The 20,439-nt window shown below is 64.2% G+C and carries 20 protein-coding genes; 13 read left to right on the plus strand and 7 right to left on the minus strand.

Going from position 1 to position 20,439, the window contains the following annotated elements; all coding sequences use genetic code 11:
* Positions 1-110: 110 nt before the first annotated feature.
* The 9 genes from BM193_RS10935 (at position 111) to BM193_RS10975 (ending at position 9,517) form a co-directional block, all read left to right on the plus strand.
* On the plus strand, positions 111-1,196 hold the full coding sequence (locus BM193_RS10935; RefSeq protein WP_092797755.1) for a CAF17-like 4Fe-4S cluster assembly/insertion protein YgfZ: 1,086 nt from the start codon (positions 111-113) through the stop codon (positions 1,194-1,196).
* Between the two features lie 7 nt (positions 1,197-1,203).
* The gene (locus BM193_RS10940) at positions 1,204-1,494 is read left to right on the plus strand and encodes a DUF4936 family protein (protein WP_092797756.1); all 291 of its coding nucleotides are present in this window, start codon (positions 1,204-1,206) and stop codon (positions 1,492-1,494) included.
* A complete protein-coding gene (locus BM193_RS10945) occupies positions 1,485-2,222 on the plus strand; it encodes an NRDE family protein (RefSeq protein WP_092797757.1) in 738 nt (245 codons plus the stop codon). Before BM193_RS10940 ends, BM193_RS10945 begins: the two co-directional genes overlap by 10 nt.
* 213 nt (positions 2,223-2,435) lie before the next feature.
* Complete coding sequence (locus BM193_RS10950) at positions 2,436-3,437, plus strand: LacI family DNA-binding transcriptional regulator (protein WP_092797758.1); 1,002 nt, start codon at positions 2,436-2,438, stop codon at positions 3,435-3,437.
* A gap of 30 nt (positions 3,438-3,467) precedes the next feature.
* Positions 3,468-4,949 (plus strand): xylulokinase, encoded by a 1,482-nt coding sequence (gene xylB, locus BM193_RS10955; RefSeq protein ID WP_217638474.1) that lies wholly within the window; start codon positions 3,468-3,470, stop codon positions 4,947-4,949.
* Between the two features lie 6 nt (positions 4,950-4,955).
* Entirely contained in the window at positions 4,956-5,915 is a 960-nt protein-coding gene (gene tal / locus BM193_RS10960) for a transaldolase (protein WP_175533237.1), read from the plus strand.
* Between the two features lie 54 nt (positions 5,916-5,969).
* Complete coding sequence (locus BM193_RS10965) at positions 5,970-6,905, plus strand: ABC transporter substrate-binding protein (protein ID WP_092797760.1); 936 nt, start codon at positions 5,970-5,972, stop codon at positions 6,903-6,905.
* A 77-nt stretch (positions 6,906-6,982) separates the two neighbouring features.
* Complete coding sequence (locus BM193_RS10970; protein ID WP_092797761.1) at positions 6,983-8,482, plus strand: sugar ABC transporter ATP-binding protein; 1,500 nt, start codon at positions 6,983-6,985, stop codon at positions 8,480-8,482.
* Positions 8,483-8,506: 24 nt separating this feature from the next.
* Entirely contained in the window at positions 8,507-9,517 is a 1,011-nt protein-coding gene (locus tag BM193_RS10975) for an ABC transporter permease subunit (RefSeq protein WP_092797762.1), read from the plus strand.
* A 74-nt stretch (positions 9,518-9,591) separates the two neighbouring features.
* Here BM193_RS10975 and BM193_RS10980 read toward each other — a convergent pair whose 3' ends face one another.
* The 4 genes from BM193_RS10980 to BM193_RS10995 all read right to left on the minus strand — a co-directional run bounded on the left by BM193_RS10980 (position 9,592) and on the right by BM193_RS10995 (position 12,781).
* A complete protein-coding gene (locus BM193_RS10980; RefSeq protein ID WP_092797763.1) occupies positions 9,592-10,017 on the minus strand; it encodes a GNAT family N-acetyltransferase in 426 nt (141 codons plus the stop codon).
* A gap of 60 nt (positions 10,018-10,077) precedes the next feature.
* The gene (locus BM193_RS10985) at positions 10,078-11,073 is read right to left on the minus strand and encodes an NADP-dependent oxidoreductase (RefSeq protein ID WP_092797764.1); all 996 of its coding nucleotides are present in this window, start codon (positions 11,071-11,073) and stop codon (positions 10,078-10,080) included.
* Positions 11,074-11,173: 100 nt separating this feature from the next.
* Positions 11,174-11,476, minus strand: a complete 303-nt coding sequence (locus BM193_RS10990; protein WP_092797765.1) for a Dabb family protein — start codon at positions 11,474-11,476, stop codon at positions 11,174-11,176.
* Positions 11,477-11,602: 126 nt separating this feature from the next.
* Complete coding sequence (locus tag BM193_RS10995) at positions 11,603-12,781, minus strand: acetyl-CoA C-acyltransferase (protein WP_092797766.1); 1,179 nt, start codon at positions 12,779-12,781, stop codon at positions 11,603-11,605.
* 247 nt (positions 12,782-13,028) lie between these two features.
* On the opposite strand from BM193_RS10995, the gene BM193_RS11000 reads away from it, so the two are divergent.
* A complete protein-coding gene (locus BM193_RS11000) occupies positions 13,029-14,729 on the plus strand; it encodes an MFS transporter (RefSeq protein WP_092797767.1) in 1,701 nt (566 codons plus the stop codon).
* Between the two features lie 94 nt (positions 14,730-14,823).
* Here the strand turns inward: BM193_RS11000 and BM193_RS11005 are convergent, their stop codons facing one another.
* Both BM193_RS11005 and BM193_RS11010 read right to left on the minus strand, forming a co-directional pair.
* A complete protein-coding gene (locus BM193_RS11005) occupies positions 14,824-15,027 on the minus strand; it encodes a hypothetical protein (protein WP_092797768.1) in 204 nt (67 codons plus the stop codon).
* Positions 15,028-15,141: 114 nt separating this feature from the next.
* Positions 15,142-16,092, minus strand: coding sequence for a LysR family transcriptional regulator (locus BM193_RS11010; protein WP_092797769.1), 951 nt, complete (start codon positions 16,090-16,092; stop codon positions 15,142-15,144).
* Positions 16,093-16,204: 112 nt separating this feature from the next.
* On the opposite strand from BM193_RS11010, the gene BM193_RS11015 reads away from it, so the two are divergent.
* From BM193_RS11015 to BM193_RS11025, 3 genes are all read left to right on the plus strand, one after another.
* Positions 16,205-16,498: a DUF2798 domain-containing protein gene (locus tag BM193_RS11015; protein WP_092797770.1), complete on the plus strand. Its 294-nt coding sequence runs from the start codon at positions 16,205-16,207 to the stop codon at positions 16,496-16,498.
* 120 nt (positions 16,499-16,618) lie between these two features.
* Entirely contained in the window at positions 16,619-17,017 is a 399-nt protein-coding gene (locus tag BM193_RS11020) for a VOC family protein (RefSeq protein WP_092797771.1), read from the plus strand.
* 107 nt (positions 17,018-17,124) lie between these two features.
* On the plus strand, positions 17,125-17,961 hold the full coding sequence (locus BM193_RS11025) for an alpha/beta fold hydrolase (protein WP_175533238.1): 837 nt from the start codon (positions 17,125-17,127) through the stop codon (positions 17,959-17,961).
* 78 nt (positions 17,962-18,039) lie between these two features.
* Here BM193_RS11025 and BM193_RS11030 read toward each other — a convergent pair whose 3' ends face one another.
* Entirely contained in the window at positions 18,040-20,127 is a 2,088-nt protein-coding gene (locus BM193_RS11030) for a 3-hydroxyacyl-CoA dehydrogenase NAD-binding domain-containing protein (protein ID WP_092797773.1), read from the minus strand.
* Positions 20,128-20,439: the final 312 nt, after the last annotated feature.

The raw sequence follows: 20,439 nt of genomic DNA on the forward strand, positions 1-20,439 counted from the left end.
ATGAAGCCCGCGCAAAGCGGCACGAATACGTGGAAACTTGCCGCTGCCGACGCGATCTGCCCGACATCACTATAATGAACCCGTAATGATAATGCTTAATCGCTGATCTAATGGAAATTATGAATAACTGGAATCAATTTTTAACAGCACAAGGCGCCCGCCCCCCTGCCACCGATGGCGCCCTTCTCCACGATTTCGGCCAGTCCCTGACAGTGCCCCAGCTGCAAGAAGGTTTTGTCGCGGCCATCACGGACCAGGGCTTGATCGGCTTGAACGGCGACGACGCAGCCAGTTTCCTGCACGGCCAGTTGACCAACGATGTCGAACACCTGAACCAGGAGCAAGTGCGCCTGGCCGGCTACTGCACGCCGAAGGGCCGCCTGCTGGCCAGTTTCCTGATGTGGCGCAACGCCACCACCATTTATCTGCAATTGCCGCGCGCCATACAGCCGGCCATCCAGAAGCGCCTGCAGATGTTCGTGCTGCGCGCCAAGGCCAAGCTGCACGATGCCGCGCTTGATGAAGCGAACCAGGTCGTGCTGGGCCTGGGCGGCCAGCGTGCCAACGCGGCCCTGTCCGCCTGGTTCGCCACCTTGCCGGCCACGCCGTTCAGCAAGCTCGACCATGCGCTGGGCACCCTGCTGCGCGTGGCCGACGCGTTTGGCAGCCCCCGCTATCAATGGCTGACATCCGCCGCCACGGCGCGCGATGTCTGGCCGCAGCTGGCGGAACAACTGGCCAAGGGCGGTAATGACGCTTGGCAATTGTCGGACATCCATGCGGGCATTCCGCAGATCACGGCCGCCACGCAAGAGCAATTCGTGCCGCAGATGGTCAACTTCGAGCTGCTGGGCGGCGTCAACTTCAAGAAAGGCTGCTACCCGGGCCAGGAAATCGTCGCGCGCAGCCAGTATCTGGGCAAGCTCAAGCGCCGTACCACCCTCGTCAGCATCGCCGATGCCTCGGCCGTGGCCGGCGGCGAGCTGTTTGCCGTCAGCGATCCCGAGCAGCCTTGCGGCATGGTCGTCAACGCCGCGCCGAACGGCGTGGGCGGCTTTGACGCCCTCGTTGAAATGAAGTTGGGGGCGATCGAGGAAGGTTCAAGCGCCGCCGGCGCCGTGCGCTACGGTTCGGCCCAGGGGGCTGCCGTGCATTTCCTGCCCATGCCTTACGTGCTCGACGCACTCGACTTGTGAGAATGCCATGAAAGATCTGTACGTTTACTATCAGGTAAAAGAAGAACACGCCCAGGCGCTGGAAGCGCGCGTGCGCGCCATGCAGGCGAAACTGGCGGACGCCTCCGGCGTGGCGCCGCAACTCAAGCGCCGTCCGGAAGCCAAGGATGGCTTGCAGACCTGGATGGAAATCTACCCTGTCGTCGGCGAAGGCTTTGCCGAGCTGCTGGCCGGCGCGGCCGATGAGGCGGGCTTGCTGTCCCTGACGGCAGGCGCGCGCCATACGGAAGTGTTCATGGATTTGCCTCCATGTGCCTGATCGTTTTTGCCTGGAAAGTCAATCCGCACATCCCGCTGATTGCCGCCGCCAACCGCGACGAATTCTATGAACGCGCCAGCGCCCCCGCCGGCGCCTGGCCCGAACACCCGCAGGTCTACGCGGGCCGCGACCTGCAGGCGGGCGGCAGCTGGATGGGCATCACCCAGGCCGGCAGCGGCAGTTCGCGCTTTGCCGCCATCACGAATATCCGCAGTCCGCAAGACCGCGATCCGGACGCCCCTTCGCGCGGCGCCCTGGTGGCCGACTACCTGGCCGGCAACATGTCGCCGCAGGACTACATCGCGCAAATCCGCCCCGGCTGCAAAGTGTATAACGGTTTCAACCTGGTGCTGGGCGACGCCACTACGCTGATCTGGTTTTCCAACCGGGGCGATGGCGATGCGCGCAACGGACAGCCTTTGGCGCCGGGCATCTACGGCCTGTCGAACGCCCTGCTCGATGCGCCATGGCCGAAAGTCCTGAAAACCAAAGCCCAGTTCGCCAGCCTGCTATGCCAGGGTGCGCCCGACGACGCCTATTTCGACATGCTGGCCGACACCACGCGCGCGCCCGACTTCCGCTTGCCGGACACAGGCGTGCCGCTCGACCTCGAGCGCGTGCTGTCCGCCGTCTGCATCGACACGCCAGGCTACGGCACGCGCACGTCCACCGTCGTGAAACTGTTCCCGGATTCACCGGGCGAACTGCATGAGCTGGTGATCCAGTAAGCCAATACCGGGGTCTGACCCGCCGGGCCAGACCCCATGCACCACCGCCTCTCCTCTCCCGTTCAGCGTCCCTTGTCTCCCTGAAAAATTGGCGCGCACAAAAAAGAAAGCGCTTGCGCAAGCGCTTTCTTTTGTTTACGATGGATTCCAACGCGGCGACACAGCCGCATCCAATCGCAGCACACAAGAAGAATAAAACCATCAGGAGACACCATGGCCACCATGGAAGATGTAGCGCGGGCGGCGGACGTATCGCTGTCGACCGTCTCGCACGTACTCAACGGCACCCGCAAGGTCAGCCCGAAAACCGTCGCCGCCGTCAACGCGGCCATGCAGCAGATCGGCTATGTGCCGAACATGCTGGCGCGCGCCTTGGCCGGTTCCTCCTCGGGCACCATCGGCGTGGCCATTTCCGCCTTCACCAATCATTACTTCAGCGAAACCGTGCGCGCCATCGAGGCCGCCTGCACGCGGCATGGTTTGATGATGCTGTTTTCCGACACGCATGACGACCCCGCGCAGGAACTCAAGGTGGTGCAAAACCTGCACCAGCGCCGCGTCGACGGCATCGTGCTGGCGCCCTCGGGCGATGCGCACAACCACGCCCTCGATTACTTGACCAGCAACAAGATCGCCTCCGTGCTGGTCGACCGCATGTCGCCGCAGCCGTTCGACCAGGTGGGCGTGGAAAACACGCAAGCCACGGCCGAGCTGGTCAGCCACCTGATCACGGTGCACGGCCACCGCCGCATCGGCTTCATCAGCGGCGCGCCCGGCCTGTCGACGACGGATGAGCGCATCGCAGGCTACCGCCTGGCCTTGCAGCGCGCCAATATCGCCTTTGACCCGGCGCTGCTGCGCTCGGGCGACTCGAACCTGGAGCGCAGCGGCGCCGCCACGCTGGAATTGCTGGCCCTGCCACAGCGCCCGACGGCCATCGTGGCGGCGAATAACCTGATGACCATCGGCACCATGCACGCCTTGCGCGATGCGCAGATCGCCGTGCCGCAAGACGTGGCCCTGGCCGGCTTCGATGATTTCGACTGGGCCGACTACTTCAGTCCGCGCCTGACCGTGATGGCCCAGCCGCTGGAAGAGCTGGGCGCCATGGCCGTGGACCTGTTGATCGAACGTATCGCCAACCCGGGCCGCGCCCAGCACGTGCAGCGCCTGTCGCCAGCCTTGCGCGTGCGCAACTCCTGCGGCTGCCCCTGACCTTTGACTGTACCTCCTATGCATCCAGCCATTTCCCTCGGCATCGACCTGGGCACTTCCGAATTGAAAACCGTGCTGATGGACCGCCACGGCAGCGTGCGCGGCCAGGCATCCGTGCGCATCGACGTGAGCCGCCCGCAGCCGGGCTGGTCCGAACAGTCGCCGCACGACTGGTGGGCCGCCTGCGTCCAGGCGCTGGCGCAATTGCGCGCCGGCTGGCCGCAGGAATATGAACAGATCGCCTGCATCGGCCTGTCGGGCCAGATGCACGGCGCCGTGCTGCTCGACGCCAGCGATGCCGTGATCCGCCCCGCCATCCTGTGGAACGATGCGCGCGCCGATGCCGAAGCGGCCGCGCTGGCGCGCGACTATCCCGCCTACGCCGACGTGACGGGCAGCCTGCCGATGGCGGGCCTGACGGCGCCGAAACTGCTGTGGCTGCAACGGCATGAGCCGGCCAACTTCGCCGCCATCGCCTGCGTGCTGTCGCCCAAGGATTATGTGCGCCTGCAACTGACGGGCACAAAACTCACCGACATGTCCGACGCGGCCGGCACCCTGTGGCTGGACGAAGCCAGGCGCGCCTGGTTCGCCCCCATGCTGGCCGCCTGCGGCCTGGGCCTGGAGCAGATGCCGGCGCTGGCCGAAGGCGATGCCGCCACGGGCACGGTGCTGGCGCAAGTCGCCAACCAGCTGGGCTTGCCGGCGGACGTGGTGGTGGCCGGCGGCGGGGGCGACAATCCCGTCTCGGCCGTGGGCATCGGCGCCGTCAACGCGGGCGACAGTTTTATCTCGCTGGGCACCAGCGCCGCCATCGTCAGTGTGACCGAGGCGCCGCTGGGCAATCCGGCCGGCGGCGTGCACAGCTTTTGCCACGCCCTGCCCGGGCGCTGGTACGCGATGGGCGCGATTCTGTCGGGCGCCAGCTGTTTGCGCTGGGCGACTGGCGTGCTGGGCTTGCCCGACGAGGCCGCCCTGCTGCAAGTGGTGGAAGCGGGCTTGCCGCTCGACATGCCCATCGCGCCCTCCGCACCGCTGTTCCTGCCCTACCTGTCGGGCGAGCGCACGCCGCACAACGACCCGCAGGTGCGCGGCGCCTTCTTGCAGCTGGGACACGACAGCAATACGGCGCAGCTCGGTTACGCCGTGCTCGAAGGCGTGGCGTTTGCCTTGCGCGACGCCATGGCGGCAGTCACCTCGACGGGAGCAGTCGTGCCGCACTGCATGCTGGTGGGCGGCGGCGCGCGCAGCCAGTACTGGGCGCAATTGCTGGCCAACGTGCTGGGGCGCGAAATGCGCACCCTGCACAACAGCGAACTGTCCGCCAGCCTGGGCGCGGCCAAGCTGGGTTTTGCCGCCATCGGCGACACGCGCCTGCTGGCCACCGGCTTGCCCATCAAAAATACCTTTTTGCCCGATGCCGCGCACAGCGCAGCCTTGAGTATCCGCTACGGCCGTTACCGTAGCCTGTTTCCTGCCGTGCAAGCCTTGCACCAACTTAGCGAAGGATAAGCAGCAATGACGCAACTGAATCAACTGCAGCGATTGAAGCAACACAGCACCGTCGTCGCCGACACGGGCGACTTTTTGCAACTGGCCCGTTTCGCGCCGCAAGACGCCACCACCAACCCGTCGCTGATTTTAAAAGCCGTGCTGCAGCCCGACTACGCGCCCTTGCTGGAAAGCACGGTCGCCGCGCACAAAACCGCGGCGCTGGACGATATCGTCGACCAGGTGCTGGTGCGCTTCGGCCTGGAAATCCTGAAGGTGGTGCCGGGCCGCGTATCGACGGAAGTCGATGCCCGCCTGAGCTTTGACCGCGCCGCCACCGTGGCCCGCGCGCGCCGCCTGATCGCCCTGTACGAGCAGGCCGGAGTAACACGCGAGCGCGTGCTGATCAAGATCGCCGCCACCTGGGAAGGCATCCAGGCGGCGCGCGAGCTGGAGCAGGACGGCATCTTTTGCAACCTGACCCTGCTGTTCGCGTTTTGCCAGGCCGTCGCCTGCGCCGAGGCGCACGTGCGCCTGATCTCGCCTTTTGTGGGCCGCATCTACGACTGGCACAAGAAGTCGCAGGGTCCGGCATGGGACGAAGCGGCGCGCAGCTTGTCCAACGATCCAGGCGTGCAATCGGTCACGCGCATCTTCAATTACTACAAGCAGCATGGCATCGCCACGCAGGTGATGGGCGCCAGCTTCCGCAACGTGGGGCAGATCACGGCCCTGTCCGGCTGCGACCTGCTGACCATCAGCCCGGACCTGCTGGCCAAGCTGGAAGCGCTTGACGCCCCGTTCGAGCGCGCGCTGGGCGCGGACCTGGGCGCGCCGCAGCCGGCCGTCAGCTACGATGAAGCGGCCTTCCGCTACGCGCTGAACGACGATGCGATGGCGACCGAGAAACTGGCCGAAGGCATCCGCGGCTTCGCCGTCGATGCGGGCAAGCTGGACGCCATGATCGAGAAATTGCGCAGTCACTGAGTTTTCACCCCGTAGCACCGTCTGTTTTTACAATAAAAACCCTTGGAGATCCTCATGAAAAAAGTCATTACCGCCACCCTGCTGCTGTCCGCCGCCTGCGGCGCCTTCGCCGCCGACAAACCGCTGAAATCGATCGGCGTGAGCGTGGGCGACCTGGCCAACCCGTTCTTCGTGGCGATCGGCCGCGGCGCGGAAGAAAGCGCGAAGAAAATCGGCGGCCCCGGCGTGAAAGTCACGACGGTGTCCAGCAAGTATGACCTGAACACGCAGGTGGACCAGATTGAAAACTTCATCGCCAACAAGACCGACATTATCATCCTGAACGCCGTCGACTCGAAGGGCATCGCGCCCGCCATCAAGAAAGCGCGCAACGCGGGCGTAGTGGTGATCGCCGTCGACGTGGGCGCCGTGGGCGCGTCGGCCACCGTGATGTCCGACAACACCATGGCCGGCGACGTGTCGTGCGCCTACCTGGCCAAGCAGATCGGCGGCAAGGGCAATGTGGTGATACTCAACGGCCCGCCCGTCACGTCCGTGATCGACCGCGTGAATGGCTGCAAGAAGACCCTGGCCGCGTTCAAGGACATCAAGATCCTGTCCGACAACCAGAACGCGGGCGGCAGCCGCGACGGCGGCATGACCGTGATGTCGAACCTGCTGACGGCCCATCCGAAGATCGACGCCGTGTTCGCCATCAACGATCCGACGGGCATCGGCGCCGAACTGGCCATCAAGCAATCGAAGCGCACGGACGTCAAACTGATCACGGCCGTCGACGGCGCGCCCGATGGCCAGAACGCCCTGAAAAACAAGGCCGGCCTGTTTGCCGCCACCTCGGCGCAAAACCCGTACCGCATGGCGACCGATGCCGTGCAGATGGGCTACGACATCATGAACGGCCGCACGCCGAAGCAGACCATGGTGCTGTTGCCGACGCCGGCCATCACCAAGGAAAACGTCGCCACCTACACGGGCTGGGTACGGAACTGATCTGCCTGACCTGAACCACGTGGCGCCGCCGGCCAGCCGGCAGGCGGCGCCAGTTTCACCAGCAAGGAAGGACAGTCATGAGCGACGATATTATTTTTGAAATGCGCGGCATCGAGAAGCGCTTTGGCGCCACGCGCGCGCTGCGCGGCGTGCACCTGACGGTGCGCAGCGGCGAAATCCATGCCGTGATGGGCGAGAATGGCGCCGGCAAGAGCACCCTGATGAAGATTTTATCGGGCGTCTACACGCCGGACGCCGGTGAAATCATTCTCGACGGTAAGCCGATCAAGATCCGCAACCCGGGCGAGGCCCGCGCGCTGGGCATCAACCTGATCTACCAGGAACTGAGCGTAGCCAAGAACATGACGGTGGCGCAGAACGTCTTCATGGGCAGCGAACCGCAGGGCCCGTTCTGGACCGTCAAGGGCGGCGAAATGCGCGCGCGCACCAACGCCATCCTGGCCGACCTCGGCTCGCGCTTCAACGCGGACACCATGGTATCGACGCTGTCGATCGCCGAGCAGCAGCAGGTGGAAATCGCCCGCGCCCTCGTGCACGAAAGCCGCATCCTGATCATGGACGAGCCCACTGCCGCCCTGTCGGACCGGGAAACCGAACAACTGTTCCGCATCATCGAAGAGCAGCGCGACAAGGGCCTGGCCGTGCTCTACATCAGCCACCGCATGGCCGAGGTGGAGCGTTTGGCGCGCCGCATCACGGTGCTGCGCGACGGCGCCTATGTGGGTGAGCTGGGCAAGGATGAGCTGGATCAAAAGAAAGTCGTGCAAATGATGGTGGGCCGTCCCGCCGACGACTTTTATGCGCACCAGCGCCGCACGACGCGGGGCGCCGAGCGCCTGCGCGTGGCAAACGTGGGCGGCGGCAAGGTCAAGCCCGCCTCGTTCAGCCTGCACGCGGGCGAAGTGACGGGCCTGGCCGGCCTGGTCGGCGCGGGCCGCACGGAACTGGCGCGCCTGATCTTTGGCGCCGACAAGAAAGCATCGGGGCAAGTATGGCTCGACGGCCAGGAAGTGCATATCCAGCGCCCGCTGGCGGCCATCCGCCACGGCATCGGCTACCTGCCGGAAGACCGCAAGAGCCTGGGCCTGTTCATGCAATTGTCGGCCATGGAAAACATGTCGATGAACATCCTGTCCAGGCATGCGACGGCGGGCGTGGTCAACCGTGGCGCCTTGACCCAGCTCACGCGCGAGGCGATCGCCAACCTCAACGTCAAGGTCTCGGGACCGGACGGCATCGTGGGCGGGCTTTCCGGCGGCAACCAGCAGAAAGTCTTGCTGGCGCGCTGGCTGGCCATCGCGCCGAAAGTGCTGATCCTCGACGAACCGACGCGGGGCGTGGACGTGGGCGCGAAGAGCGAAATCTACAAGATCATCCACCAGCTGGCAGATGCGGGCACGGCCGTGCTGTGCATTTCCAGCGAACTGGCCGAGCTGGTCGGCATCTGCGACCGCGTGATGGTGATGTGCGAAGGACGGCTGACGGGCGAAGTGACGGGCGACGACATCACGCAGGAAAACATCCTCGCCTACGCCACCCAGCTGGAAGCGGCATAAGAATAATCATTCAGGAGATTCAACATGACAACTACTACCACAGGTGGCGCCGCGCGCGCCGGTGACCCCTTCAATGCCTCGAACCTGATGCGCCGCCTGGGCATGCTGCCCGTGCTGGTGGTGCTGTACCTGGCCATGTATGGCCTGACCGTGTATTTCTCGGCCGATGGCACGTCGACGTTCATGACCAGCAATAACACCATGAACATCTTCCGCCAGGTGTCGATCAATATCGTGCTGGCCTCGGGCATGACCTTCGTCATTTTGACCAGCGGCATCGACCTGTCCGTCGGCTCCGTGCTGGCCGTCTCGGCCGTGGCAGGCATGCTGATGTCCTTGTCGGCCCAGTTCGCCGGCTTTTCGATTCCCACCTTCCTCATCGTCGGCTTGCTGCTGGGCGCGCTGAACGGCGTGCTGGTGGCCCTCGTCGGCCTGAACCCGTTCGTCGTGACCCTGGGCACCATGACGGCGCTGCGCGGCGCGGCCTATCTGCTGGCCGACGGCACCAGCGTGCTGAACACGGAAATCCCCAGCTTCGAATGGATGGGCAACGGCAGCTTCCTGGCCGTGCCCTGGCTGATCTGGCTGGCCGCGGCCGTGGTGCTGCTGACCTGGTTTATTTTACGCAAGACGACGCTGGGCCTGCATATCTACGCCGTCGGCGGCAATATCCAGGCGGCACGCCTGACGGGCATCAAGGTCGGCCTCGTGCTGATGTTTGTCTACACCATCAGCGGCCTGTTCGCGGGCCTGGGCGGCGCCATGTCGGCCAGCCGCCTGTATGCGGCCAACGGCAACTGGGGTACCGGTTATGAACTGGACGCCATCGCGGCCGTGGTGCTGGGCGGCACGAGCCTGATGGGCGGCGTCGGTTCCGTCTGGGGCACCGTCATCGGCGCCCTGATCATCGGCGTGATGAACAATGGCTTGACGATCCTGGGCTTGTCGTCGTTCTGGCAGTATGTGGCGAAAGGCGTGGTGATCGTGCTGGCCGTGATTCTGGATAAATGGCGCCAGAGCCACGCGCAGAATTAACATCCGGGGTCAGACCCTCAACACCGCTAACGCAAAGCTCTGCGCCAACGTTATCGGGGGTCTGACCCCAGCAGTTAAAACTGCAGCCGCATCTCCACATGCGCAATCCCCGCCTCTTCAAATTGTTCCCCCTGCTGCACGAAACCGTGGCGCGCATAGAATGGCGCGGCCACGGTTTGCGCATTCAGCACCACGGCGGCATCGCCGCGCTCGCGCGCCTTGTCCATCAGCAAGGTCAAGATGGCGCCACCCACGCCCGTGCCGCGGCCCGGCTGGCGCACGGCCATGCGGCCGATATGGCCGTCCGGCAATAACCGGCCCGTGCCGATGGCGGCGCCAGCCGCGTCATAGGCGACGGCGTGCAGGCAGACGGCGTCCATGTCGTCGAGTTCGATCTCGGCCGGCACTTTCTGTTCATCGACAAAGACTTCAAAACGGATGGCGGTGGCGTCAGGGCCCAGGGTGGCCCAGTCGCCGAGGCGGATGGTGTGCATGGTCATGGTGTGCGGTAGAAAAAGACAGGCCATCATTGTCGCACGGCCTGCCTTTCCAGAGCGAGATCAGCCGAGCTTGACCAGCTGCTTGCCGAAGTTACGGCCCTTCAGCAGGCCGATGAAGGCGTCCGGCGCGCTGGCCAGGCCCTCGGCCACGGATTCGCGGAAGGCCAGCTTGCCCGTCGCCACCAGGCTACCCAGCTCCGCCAGGCCCTGCGGCCAGAATTCCGGCTGCTCCGACACGATGAAGCCGCGCACGGTCAGACGGTTGGTGAGGATGAAGCGCGCGTTGTCGATCGGCGTCGGCTCGCCGTTGTAGCCGGCGATCCAGCCGCACAGGGCCACGCGGCCAAACGCGTTGGTGCGCGCCAGCGCCGCATCGAACACGGCGCCGCCCACGTTTTCAAAGATGGCGTCGATGCCGTCCGGCGTGGCCGCCGCCAGGTCATCTTGCAAATTGCCCGCCTTGTAGTCGACGCAGGCGTCGAAACCCAGTTCCTTGACGACATACGCGCATTTCTCCGCGCCGCCGGCGATGCCGACCACCCGGCAGCCTTTCAATTTGGCCAGCTGGCCCACGACGCTGCCGACGGCGCCGCTGGCGGCCGACACCACCACCGTCTCGCCCGCTTTCGGCGCCATGATCTGGTTCAAGCCATACCACGCCGTCATGCCCGGCATGCCCACGGCGCCCAAGTAGGCCGAGGCCGGGATATGCGTCGTATCGACCTTGCGCAGCATCGTGCCGTCCGATACGGCCACTTCCGTCCAGCCCAAGGTTCCCACGACGGTGTCGCCCACGGCAAACTTCGGATGCTTCGATTCCAGCACCACGCCGACCGTGCCGCCGATCATGGTTTCATCGAGCGCCTGCGGCGCCGCATAGCTTTTATTCGTGCTCATGCGCCCCCGCATGTAGGGATCCAGGGACAGATACTGGTTACGCACCAGCAATTCACCATCCTTAATGGCGGGAATGTCTTTGGTTTCCAGACGGAAATTATCCGGCTGCACTTCGCCCGTGGGGCGCGAGGCGAGGACGATGCGTTGGTAGGTGGTCATGAAGGCTCCTTGTTGGACGAACAATCTAAACCCCAGAGCAAATGCCGGGGTCAGACCCTGAGGGTCCGACCCCCGCCCTTCGTTTGGGGTTAACGGGTTTTCACACTTCGTAGTCCATGCACTGTCTGGCTTCCCGCACGGCCCCAAAAAACGGCTTGATCTTCACATGCTCGGGGTGGTTCTGGTAGGCGTCGAGCGCTGCGCGGCTGGCGAACTCGCTGTACAGGACGATGTCGTAGGTCGCTTCCAGGCCCGGCTGGGCCACGGCCGCTTCGAATTTCAGGATGCCGGGCACCAGGTTGGAACAGGAATCGAGCAAGGCTTTCAGCTTCAGAGCGTTGGTGGCGCGGTCGGCGCCTTCGGCGTGGTCCTTGAGTTTCCAGAAAACGATGTGCTTGATCATGGTGGCAGACAGGTTGTTTATCAATGAAGCATTACTGTACCCGCTATCGGCGCGCCGTGCAGGAACCGGACACAGAACGCAAACGGGCGGCACCCAGGCCGCCCGCAGACTGGGGTCACGCAAACATCACAGCACTTCGAACAGACCGGCCGCGCCCTGCCCGCCGCCGATGCACATGGTCACGACCACGTATTTGACGCCGCGGCGCTTGCCTTCGATCAGGGCGTGGCCCGTCAGGCGGGCGCCCGACACGCCATACGGGTGGCCGACGGCGATCGCCCCGCCGTTCACGTTCAGGCGGTCGAGCGGAATGCCCAGCGTATCGGCGCAGTACAGCACTTGCACGGCGAACGCTTCATTGAGTTCCCACAGGCCGATGTCGGCCACCGTCAAGCCCGCCTTTTTCAGCAGCTTGGGGATGGCAAACACCGGGCCGATGCCCATTTCATCGGGTTCGCAGCCGGCCACGGCAAAGCCGCGGAAGATGCCCAAGGGCTGCAAGCCTTTCGCTTCGGCCACTTTCGCATTCATGACGATGGCCATCGAAGCGCCGTCGGAAAACTGGCTGGCATTGCCGGCGCTGATGACGCCGCCGGGAATGGCCGGGCGGATCTTCGCCACGCCGTCATACGTCGTGTCGGCGCGGATGCCTTCATCGGCGGCGATCGTCACTTCGCGCGACACCAGCATGCCGCTGGCCTTGTCGGCCACGCCCATGACGGTGGTCATCGGCACGATTTCCGCGTCGAACAGGCCGGCGGCCTGGGCGCTTGCTGCGCGCTGCTGGCTTTGCGCGCCATACGCATCCTGGCGCTCGCGCGAAATCTGGTAGCGCTTGGCCACCGTCTCGGCCGTCTGCAGCATGGGCCAGTACACTTCCGGCTTGTGCTGCTGCAGCCAGACTTCCCGGTACATATGCGTGTTCATTTCGTTTTGCACGCAGGAAATCGATTCCACGCCACCCGCCGCATAGATATCGCCTTCGCCGGCGATGATGCGCTGCGCCGCCAGGGCGATGGCTTGCAGGCCCGAGGAACAGAACCGGTTGACGGTCATGCCCGCCGTGGTGACGGGACAGCCTGCGCGCAAGGCCACCTGGCGCGCGATGTTGCCGCCCGTGGCGCCTTCGGGAAAGGCGCAGCCGACCAGCACGTCCTCCACTTCGCCCGCCTCGATGCGCGCGCGCTCGATGGCGGCCGCCAGCACATGGCCGCCCAGGGTGGCGCCATGCGTCATGTTGAACGCGCCTTTCCAGGACTTGGCCAGGCCCGTGCGGGCGGTCGATACGATGACGGCTTCATTCATGCTGTGTCTCCTTGTGGGCATATTATTGGGTGGGAAATCTGCGCAATCAGAATAGCACATTTAAGTACGGTCGTTCGCAAAGTTGCGCGCACTTTCCGCCGGCGGGAAATGCCGCTCACTGTAAGTTTGATGTAAGTTTCAAGCAAGCATGACGTAAGGTTCGGAGAACACACTCGCCTCCAGCTGTTGCAAGAATGGTCAAAAAAGACCTCGGCACCAGTTCACTATAAATATAGGGAGACAAACCATGGCAACACCATCCGGCTCGGCCGACGTACGGAAAATTTCCACCAAGGGAACTCCGATTACGCCTGAGGAACGCAAGGTCATCTTCGCGTCCTCGCTAGGCACTGTCTTTGAATGGTACGATTTTTACCTGTACGGTTCGCTGGCATCCATCATCGCCAAGCAATTCTTCATCGGCGACCCCACCACCACCTTCATTTTCGCGCTGCTGGCGTTTGCCGCCGGCTTCATCGTGCGTCCGTTCGGCGCGCTGGTCTTCGGCCGCCTGGGCGACATGATCGGCCGCAAGTACACCTTCCTGGTGACCATCATCATCATGGGCGGCTCCACCTTCATCGTCGGCCTGCTGCCGGGCCATGCCTCGATCGGCATCGCCGCGCCGATCATCCTCGTCATCCTGCGCATCCTGCAAGGCCTGGCGCTGGGCGGCGAATACGGCGGCGCGGCCACCTACGTGGCGGAACATGCGCCGGAAGGCAAGCGCGGCGCGTTCACGGCATGGATACAGACCACGGCCACGCTGGGCTTCTTCCTCTCGCTGATGGTCATCCTGGGCACCCGCCTGGCGACGGGCGAGCAGGCGTTCGAGGCGTGGGGCTGGCGCGTGCCGTTCCTGCTCTCCGTGGTGCTGCTGGGTATTTCCGTCTGGATCCGCATGGCCATGAATGAATCGCCGGCATTCGCCAAGATGAAGGCCGAAGGCAAGACGTCGAAAGCCCCGCTGACGGAAGCGTTCGGCAAGTGGAAAAACCTGAAGATCGTCATCCTGGCCCTGATCGGCCTGACCGCCGGCCAGGCCGTCGTCTGGTACACGGGCCAGTTCTACGCCCTGTTCTTCATGATCCAGACCCTGAAAGTGGACCTGGCAACGGCCAACGTGCTGGTCGCCATCGCCCTGCTGCTGGCCACGCCGTTCTTCCTGTTCTTCGGCAGCCTGTCCGACCGCATCGGCCGCAAGTACATCATCCTCGGCGGCTGCCTGATCGCCGCCCTGACCTACTTCCCGATCTTCAACGGCCTGACGCACTTCGCCAATCCGCAGCTGGAAGCAGCACTGAAGAACTCGCCAGTGGTGGTGGTGGCCGATCCCGCCTCGTGCCACTTCCAGTTCAACATGACGGGCACGAAGAAATTCCCGTCGTCGTGCGACATCGCCACCGGCTTCCTGTCGAACAGCTCGGTCAACTACACGAAGGAAGACGCACCGGCCGGCTCCATCGCCAAGGTACGCATCGGCACGAAGGAGTTTTCCTCGTTCAACGCCGTCATGACGGCCGACGGCTTGAACTTCGATGCGGAAAGCAAGGCCCACGAAGCGGCGCTGAAGAAGGAACTGGGCGCCGGCATCAAGGAAGCGGGCTACCCGGCCAAGGCCGATCCGGAACAGATCAACAAGCCGATGGTCGTCTTGCTGCTGTTCATCCTGGTGCTGTACGTGACCATGGTGTACGGCCCGATCGCCGCCATGCTGGTGGAAATGTTCCCGACCCGCATCCGCTACACGTCGATGTCCCTGCCCTACCATATCGGTAACGGCTGGTTCGGCGGCCTGCTGCCCACCACGGCCTTCGCGCTGGTGGCCTTCAAGGGCGACATCTATTACGGCCTGTGGTATCCGATCGTCGTCGCCCTGGCGACTGTGGTGATCGGCACCCTGTTTGTCGGCGAAACCAAGGACAACAATATCTACGCCGACGACTGAGCGTCACCCCGCCCCGGCCGCGCTGCCGGGGCCTGCAAAACAAAACGCCGCTGACATGTCAGCGGCGTTTTTCATGGCGCGGCGGCGTGCAAGCTTACTTGCCGCTGGCGCCCTGTTGCTGTCTGTCGCGGTGCTGCACGTATTCCTGATAGCTGGTCTGGTTGCGCTTGCGGCAGGCATTGCGGTCGTCGAAATTATTCAAGCTGTTGCAGTACTCGCCGATCTTGTCCCGGTTCGCGTCATACAGTACCTCGCAGCCGGTAATGGTCAACAGAAAGGGAACGATCAGATATTTCATTGCTACTCTCATGGATAGGGACGGAATTGCGCGAAAAAAACACCAGATTGCCCACTTGATAAGCGAGCGGCTTATCTTAACGCGATCACGGCGCAAAGTACAAGCGCTCGGTTATTACTTGATGGAAAGGATGGGAACAGCGGGCGGCGCCAGCGTGCCCGGCTCCCCCCTTTCCTCGTTCAGCAGGGGATTGCCTTCCGCGAATGCCGCCAGGTGCTCCAGCAACACGCGCACGCGCGCCGGCAGGTAGCGCCGCTGCGTCCACACGGCATACACATGGCGCGGCTGCGGCATCCAGTCGGGCAGCACGCGCACGAGCGAGCCGCGCGCCACCTCGTCGCGGCACTGCAATAGCGGACACAGCAAGATGCCGATGCCGGCGTCCGCCATCTCCACGGCCAGGCGCATCTCATTGACGCGCAGGCGCGCCTGCGGCTGGATCACCATCTCGGCGCCATCGCCGGGCCGGCGCAGGCGCCAGCTGCGCAGCGGCTCGGCGACGATCAATTCGTGCCGTTCCAGTTCCTGCAAGTCGCGCGGCACGCCGGCGCGCGCCAGGTAGCCGGGCGCGGCCACCATCACCAGCGAGGCGCTGCCCAGGCGCCGCTGCATCAGCGAGGAATCATCGAGCGCGCCCACGCGGATGGCCAGGTCGGCGCCGCTGCCCACCAGGTCTTGCAGCAGGTTCGACAGTTCCAGCTCCAGGCGGATATCCGGATACTGCTGCATGAAGCTGACCCAGGCGGGCGTCAGCAGGCCGCTGGCGAAATTCACGGGCGCCAGCACGCGGATGGTGCCGGACACGGCCCCCAGGCTGGCGTCGAGCTGCCGCGTGGCCTGGCGCAGGGCGTGCACGAGACCCCGGCATTGCTCATAGTATTGCCAGCCTTCCGCCGTCGGCTGCAAACGGCGCGCGCTGCGGTTCAGCAAGCGGTAGCCCAGCTGGCTTTCCAGCTTTTGCAGCCGGCGCGTGACGGTCGCGGCGGGCAAGTCTTCCTTCACGGCCGCCGCATGCAGGCTGCCCGCCTCCACGATGGCAACAAACAAAGCTAAGTCATCGAGCATGCATCGCCCTCCATGATTGCATTTTCGGAATTTGAAATTAAAAATATGCCTCTAGTATAGATTGGCGCAAGTCGTTACGCTGTCTTCTTTCCAACTTATTTGAAAGCGCCCCATGTCCGATGCCCTGCGCCTGCGCTGCGTGTTTGCCTTCCTGATGTCGCTCGTGATGACCTTGCTGATGAGCGCCTGGGTCACCTGGCTCAATATCGGCCTGCAGGCCGATTTCCTGCCGCGCTGGCGCCATGCCTTCTTTGCCGCCTGGCCCGTGGCCTTCGTTGCCGTGATGCTGTTCGCACCGCGCGTGCAGCTGATCAGCCGCGCCATCGTGGCGAAACTGGCCCGTCCCGCCGCAGCGCCGGCCTGCCGCGTGTGCGCCGCCACGACCAGCTGCTCCTGCGCCAGCTGATGCCCGCTTAACCGCCGGTTTGCCGCCGGCAGCGTCACTCGGTCACTTCACGCCCGGAATGCCCACAGCCGCCCCGATCCGGGCTATGCTATGGCCGTCCTTGATTACAGTGGAGTGTCCATGCTCGATCTCGTTTCCCTCACCGTTGCCGACCTGGCACGCGCGGAACGCTTCTATGACGCCATCTTCGCCGCGCTGGAAGTCCCCAAGGTGGGCAGCGACCATGCCAATGCCTGGATCGGCTACGGCGAACGCAGCGATGCGGAGCATCCCGAACGCAGCTATTTTTCCGTGCGCCTGGGCCCCGCGCCCGATGACGCGCCGCGCCGCCACTGCTGCTTCAAGGCGAACACGCGCGCGGCCGTGGAAGCCTTCTGGCAGGCGGGCCTGGCCCATGGCGGCTTCGACCTGGGCGCCCCCGGCCTGCGCCACTATCACGCCAGCTATTACGCCGCCTTCCTGTTCGATCCGGACGGCAACCGCATCGAAGCCGTCTGCCACCGCGCGAACGCCGGCTGACAGGCGGGGATACCGCGTCCTGTTCAGCATTTTCACTTTTCCCTGATGTGCCTATAATGGCTGGCACGCCATGCCGGTCCCCGGTTCCCGCACCAAGAAGGAGATTCATGCATCATCTATTCGTCGGCCGCCCCGCGCGCACTCTATTCCTGGGCAGTGTCGGCTTGCTGCTGTCCGGCTGCTCTTTGCTGCCCACGTCCCCGGCCACGCCAGGCATCCCGGCCACGGCCGCCCTGCCCGATGCCAGCATCGCCTATACCCTGAGCGGACAAGGCGGCTTGCCCGTGGTGTTCCAGTCGGCCATGGGCGACGGCAAGGATGTGTGGGCCAAGGTGATGCCCGAAGTCGCCAGGCAGCACCGCGTGCTCGCGTACGACCGCCCCGGCTACGGCGACAGCAAGAAGACCACCACGCCGCGCGATCCCTGCACCATCGCGGCCCAGCAGCGCGCCCTGCTGGCGCAGGCGGGGCTGAAACCGCCGTTCGTGCTGGTCGGCCACGGCTTGGGCGGCTTGTACCAGTACGTGTATGCGAAGCTGTACCCGCAGGACGTGGCCGGCCTGATCCTGCTCGACCCCACGCACCCGCAGCAATGGAGCCGCATGCAGACGGACGCGTCCGCCTACGCCATGCTCGTGAAGACGCGGCGCAAACTCATGTTCAACAGTACGGAATCGGCCGAATTCGATGCCCAGACCCAGTGCCTGCAGCATGTCGACATGGCCAGCCCGCTGCGCGTGCCCGCCATGCTGCTGGTGCGCGACAAGTTCGGCATCGAGGAAACGGGGTCGTTTGAAAGCGTGGTGCGGGCGCAGGAAAAGGATTGGCAACGCCTGAGCGGCGCACCGGCCATCGAGCGCATCACGGGCGCCGGCTACTACATCCAGAAAGACAACCCCGTCATCGTCAACGAGGCGGTCAAGATGGTGGTGAAGAAGAAATAATAAATATCGCTGGCATGTAACCCCGGCAGCCGGGGTCGGATCCTGAGGGTCCGACCCCGGTCTCTGCCGTCGGGTTTCTTAGCTATTGAAACCCTTGCCCTCGCCCGCCAGCTTCACCAGCAGCGGCGCCGGCGTCCATGCTTCGCCATGGCGGCCTTTGGCGTAGCCATTGATGCTGTCGAGCACATTCGGCAAGCCGACGCTATCGGCGTAGAACATCGGGCCGCCACGGAACAATGGGAAGCCGTAGCCCGTCAAATACACCATGTCGATGTCCGAGGCGCGCAGGGCGATGCCTTCTTCCAGGATGCGCGCGCCCTCGTTGACCAGCGCATACACGAGGCGCTCGACGATTTCCTGGTCGCTGATCTTGCGCCGCGCCACGCCGATGTCGGCCGAGTGCTGAACAATCATGGCGTTGACTTGCTCTGAAGCATACGCCTTGCGGTCGCCCGCCTTGTAGTCATACCAGCCGGCGCCCGTCTTCTGGCCGAAGCGCCCCAGTTCGCACAGCAGGTCGGCCGTCTTCGAATACGTGACGTCCGGTTTTTCCACATAGCGGCGCTTGCGGATGGCCCAGCCGATGTCGTTGCCGGCCAGGTCGGCCATGCGGAACGGGCCCATGGCGAAACCGAATTTCTCCACGGCCTTGTCGACCTGTTCCGGCAGGCAGCCTTCTTCCAGCAGGAAACCGGCTTGGCGGCTGTACTGCTCGATCATGCGGTTGCCGATGAAGCCGTCGCACACGCCCGAGACGACACCGGTTTTCTTCAGCTTTTTCGACAGCGCCAGCGCCGTGGCCAGCACGTCCTTGCCCGTTTCCTTGCCACGGACGATTTCCAGCAATTTCATCACATTGGCGGGGCTGAAGAAATGCGTGCCGATCACGTCCTGCGGACGCTGGGTGAACGCGGCGATCTTGTCCAGGTCCAGCGTGGACGTGTTCGAGGCGAGGATGGCGCCCGGCTTCATCACGGCGTCGAGCTGCTTGAACACGGCTTCCTTCACGCCCAGTTCCTCGAACACGGCTTCGATGACGATGTCGGCCTGCGCGATGTCGGCATACGCCAACGTGCCGCTGACGAGGGCGATGCGCTGCTCCGCCTTGTCCTGCGTCAGCTTGCCCTTCTTCACCGTGTTTTCGTAATTCCTGCGGATCGTGGCCAGGCCCTTGTCCAGCGCTTCCTGCTTCGTTTCCAGCAGGATCACGGGGATGCCCGCGTTGGCGAAGTTCATGGCGATGCCGCCGCCCATGGTGCCGGCGCCCACGATCGCCGCCTGCCTGACCGTGCGCACGGGCGTGTCGGCCGGCACGTCCGGCACCTTGCCGGCGATCCGTTCGGCAAAGAAGGCGTGGCGCAGGGCTTTCGATTCCGGCGACTGCACCAGCTGCATGAACAGTTCGCGCTCGTACTTCAAGCCCTCATCGAATGTCATCGTCACGGCGGCCGCCACGGCGTCCACGCATTTCAGGGGCGCGGGGAACGGGCCGGACATGGCTTTGACCGTATTGCGCGAAAACTGCAGGAACGCTTCGTGGTTCGGATAATCGACCTTGCGCTCGCGCACTTTCGGCAGCGGACGCACGTCCGCCACTTTGGTGGCAAAGGCCACGGCGGCGGCCAGCAGGTCGGCGCCGGGCGCGGTGACTTCATCGAACAGGGCCGTGCCGGCCAGCTTTTCCGACGCCACAGGCGTGCCCGAGACGATCATGTTGAGGGCCATTTCCAGGCCCAGTACGCGCGGCAGGCGCTGCGTGCCGCCCGCGCCCGGCAAGATGCCGAGTTTGACTTCCGGCAAGGCCATCTGCGCACCGGGCGCGGCCACGCGGTAGTTGCAGCCCAGCGCCAGCTCCAGGCCGCCGCCCATGCAGACGCTGTGGATGGCCGCCACCACCGGCTTGGTCGACTGTTCGACGACGTTGATCAGGGTGTGCAGGGTCGGCTCCGTGAGCGCCTTGGGCGAATTGAATTCCTTGATATCGGCGCCGCCGGAAAAAGCCTTGCCGGCGCCCGTGATGACGATGGCCTTGACGGCCGCGTCGGCCAGCGCCTGGCGGATGCCGGCCACGGCGGCCGTGCGCGTCGCCAGGCCCAGGCCGTTGACGGGTGGATTGGCGAGGGTAATGACGGCAACGGCACCGTTCACTTGATATTCAGCGCTCATGTCTCTTCCTTATTGGTTTTGCTCAACGTATGAGGTGGTTGCAAGGGATGAAGCTTCACTATACCGCATAAAAGAACGCTCGTATTATTTTTGTCGTGGCGCGCCAGGCGCCCGCATCGGCCGTCATGGTACAACATCGCCCGCTGCCGATGGCCGCGCTCGGCGTTGCGGGGGGCCAGCAGCTATCACATGGATATTCAGGCAGATAATAAAACCGCAATAAGAAAAACACCGTTTTATTCTTCGGATTATGTGCCCGCATATCCGCGCACGGGCCAATAGCGACAGTTTCCGCATTATTTATGCATGCCC

Source organism: Janthinobacterium sp. 344 (genome assembly GCF_900112025.1).
Lineage (GTDB): Bacteria > Pseudomonadota > Gammaproteobacteria > Burkholderiales > Burkholderiaceae_D > Janthinobacterium.